General features: G+C 37.7%; 4 protein-coding genes. 1 reads left to right on the top strand and 3 read right to left on the bottom strand.

Annotated features, from left to right (window positions below):
• Positions 1-43 precede the first annotated feature (43 nt).
• Positions 44-985, top strand: a complete 942-nt coding sequence (locus D6734_03600; protein ID RMF96517.1) for a flavodoxin family protein — start codon at positions 44-46, stop codon at positions 983-985.
• A 216-nt stretch (positions 986-1,201) separates the two neighbouring features.
• Here D6734_03600 and D6734_03595 read toward each other — a convergent pair whose 3' ends face one another.
• From D6734_03595 to D6734_03585, 3 genes are all read right to left on the bottom strand, one after another.
• Positions 1,202-1,903, bottom strand: coding sequence for a hypothetical protein (locus D6734_03595; GenBank protein ID RMF96516.1), 702 nt, complete (start codon positions 1,901-1,903; stop codon positions 1,202-1,204).
• Between the two features lie 4 nt (positions 1,904-1,907).
• On the bottom strand, positions 1,908-2,462 hold the full coding sequence (locus D6734_03590) for a 4Fe-4S dicluster domain-containing protein (GenBank protein RMF96515.1): 555 nt from the start codon (positions 2,460-2,462) through the stop codon (positions 1,908-1,910).
• A 34-nt stretch (positions 2,463-2,496) separates the two neighbouring features.
• The coding region (locus tag D6734_03585) for a hypothetical protein (GenBank protein RMF96514.1) at positions 2,497-3,324 on the bottom strand (828 nt) is incomplete at its 5' end.

Genomic DNA, 3,324 nt, shown 5'->3' with positions numbered 1-3,324 from the left:
GCTATATAATTACATTATCATTAAAAAGGAGGATTGATAAATAATGGATAAAATAAAGTTTAATGATGAAGGCAAATCAGCATATGAAAAGATTTTATCTGTTTGGCCCAAAATAATTCGTAAAAGAAAGGAGGAAAAACTTTCAACCTATCTTTCACTCTTGATGTACAAAGAAAAAAAGAAAATAGCCGACCAAAGTTTGGTGATTGAAGCAGCTCGATTTGTGTTTCCAAAGTCTTATGACCCGATTTTTCATATGATCGAGGACATTGAAAAATTTAGAAGAGAAATGCTTGAACCTTTCAAAGACATAAATGCATATAGAAAAATGCCCGTAAAAGTTAGAAGATGGAAAAGGAAAGGGATAAACAAAAAAAATAGGAATTCAAAAAAAAGGATTACTGCTTTTTGCGCAAGTCCTCGAAAAAACGGGAATACAGATTTGCTCATTGAAGAAGCGCTAAAGGGCGCACAATCAGTAGGAGCAACAACAGAGAAAATTATGCTTCAAGACAAAAAAATAAAATATTGTATCGGATGCAGAAGATGTAAAGATCCTGATTTCGGTAAAATTTGCATAATTAAAGATGATATGGATGAGATTTACCAAAAGATTATTGACTCAGATTCTTTAATAATCGGATTTCCTATCTACACAGGCAGAGAATGCGCCCAGCTTTCTACTTTTTTCGACCGTTGGGATGCTTACGAAAGATATATGTTGACTTCTATTCTTAAACCGGGACGCACTGCATTGGTTATCGGGACATGGGGATATACACATATTGACACTTATGACCATATCATCGAAACAGTTATATCAATTCTAAATCTTCATAAGGTAGAAACCATTGAAGCAATCTCTGCCTGTGCTTTTGAGGGAATTCTACACGGACTGGATGAAAAAAGAATAGGAATAATTTCAAAATATCCAAAAGAGCTCAAAAAGGCATATGAAGCAGGCAAAGCTCTTGCCCTATCATAGACTCATTATTTTTATGCAGATTATCTTTTATACAGAAATCTGAAGATTCTTTATTGACTCCTTCTCATATGAGATACTGCGCCTTCTCGAATGGAGAAAGAAGAAGACTACGAAAAAAAAGGAACCATCAACTCTTGAAAAGATATAGAAAGTTTCCCAAAGGCAACTTTTATATATAAAGAATGAAGGTTGATTATCTAAAATCAAGATTCATCTCTAAGGGACTAATTCATCAAGTGTATTTTTATCCATTTCAATAAATCTGCTTGTAAGAAGTGCAATACCTTTATAGAAATTGGAATCAGATTTTTCATACACATTTTTGCACAAGTCATCAGCCCACCTTGAAAGATGCTCATTCATAAACCTCTTTTGAAGATTCAAAAGGTTCTTTGCTTCTTCTTCCTTTCCTTCTGATATCAATTCATAATGGCGGACACATAGTATATGCATTGCCTCTAATTCCAATCCAATATGGTCAACAATTTCATTTGTTTCAGAAGTATCTATACCGCACATTTCATAGAATTTCTTCACAGATATCGTATGGGGTCCCATCAATTGGCCTTTTATTACTTCATCACCAACTTTTTTTGTACCGAGATAGACCGATTCATAGGGAGTAACATATTTCCCCAATGGTATTCTAAATAAATCTCGATATTCCTGCTCCAATTCACTAAAATTGACTGACCTATATGAAGTAAATTCTTTGAAGCAGGTAGATACATCATCGCCAAATAAATCTTCAAGCTCTGATAAAAAATTAGCGTCTGAAAAGATTCTTATCAATTCAACGGTTGGCGGATTTAAAAAAACAGCGGAGAGGAATTTGTAAATTCCTCTCCTAATCTCAAAGAGCGAGGAGGGCGCTTTGAGTGTGTGAATATTTTCGATATTTTTTTGTTTTTCAGCCATTTTCCTACTCAAATGTTATCACCGGATTTGTTAATCCAGTATCTGCAAAATCATCCGGCGGTGTGCCGCTCGGTCCTGTTGCATCTGACTGATAATCAAGGGCTCTTCCAACACAAGTCGATACACATGCAGGTTTCAATCCATTTCTTACGCGCTGATAGCAGAATGTGCATTTTTCCATCTTCTTCGTGTTTTCATTGAATCTCGGCGCATGGTATGGACATGCCTGCTCGCAATACCTACATCCAATGCATTTATCTTGGTCAATAAGCACTATACCATCGTCAGAATCCTTTGAAATTGCCCCTACCGGACAAGATGCCAGACATGCAGGATTAAGACAATGGTTGCATGCCTGCGAGAAGAATGGCACCTCCCCCTCACTGCTTATTTCTTTTGTGACAACCCAGCGATAACTTACCTCTTTGGGTACATCATCGTTCCTTACAACAAGGGGTGATTTTTTAGGGTCAGTATTATTTTCCGATTTGCAAGCAACTACACATGCGCGGCATCCTGTGCATTTGACAACATCATATTTCCATCCGTATTGACTCATTTCTAACCTCCTCGGTTTTCATTATGTTAAATTTTCATACTTTTTCTACTTTTACAGGGCTATCATAAAAAGAAGCGCTTCCGCCTACCTTGTCCTGCAAACAAACATATCCAGATGAATCATCCGGGTCTAACATCATCAATGGTGATGCTGCGATTCCTGCGCCTCTTGTTTTATCATACCCCGACTTCACTTTTTTCCCATTCAGCTTTGTTATCTGATGAGGTTTTGATGCCATTTCCCAGTGGCCATAGCTATGCGTTATTGCAATTACTCCATCACGAATTTTCGTAACTTTCACTTTACCAATTGAGGTAGTACCATCCTTTGATGTAATTTTGACAAGGTCACCAGTTTCGACTCCCAGTGATGCGGCATCATTTGCACTAATTTCAACGAAATTTTCAGGCTGCAGCATCATAAGCCACGGATTGACAGCAGTCCTTGCCTGTGCGTGAAATACTTTTTTATATGTGATGAGCGTATACGGATAGGAGCTGTCAGTTGTAATCGCTGTCCCCTTCACACCTTTTACTGCCTCATAAGTTGCAGTTGGTGTAAATGCATTTCCTGTCATTGGGTCTTTCGTAGTGGCAAGGACATCGGAATAGAAATGGACAATTTTACCATATCTATGCGCCATATATTCTCCATCGTATTCTGAGCCGCTGTCTTCGAAAACACCTCCTTTAGCAAGAATTTCGTCAATCGATGAAGGAAGTCCACTCTCTTCTTTCAAGTTTATCAATACATTCTTCCACCAATCCCATGCATTTGTAAGAGATGTCGTCCACCCTTTATTTGCATCGATGTCATTGCCATCTGTATCCTTCAATTCAAAGGCATTGTCTCCAACTCCGGG

The sequence above is a fragment of the Candidatus Schekmanbacteria bacterium genome (genome assembly GCA_003695725.1).
Classification (GTDB): Bacteria; Schekmanbacteria; GWA2-38-11; order GWA2-38-11; family J061; genus J061.
This window is presented reverse-complemented; position numbering and strand designations above follow the sequence as displayed.

Bases quoted from the DNA above. Each gene is read 5' to 3' on its own strand.
- D6734_03595 (RMF96516.1), bottom strand. From the start codon at position 1,903: ATGGCTGAAAAACAAAAAAATATCGAAAATATTCACACACTCAAAGCG.
- D6734_03600 (RMF96517.1), top strand. From the start codon at position 44: ATGGATAAAATAAAGTTTAATGATGAAGGCAAATCAGCATATGAAAAG.
- D6734_03590 (RMF96515.1), bottom strand. From the start codon at position 2,462: ATGAGTCAATACGGATGGAAATATGATGTTGTCAAATGCACAGGATGC.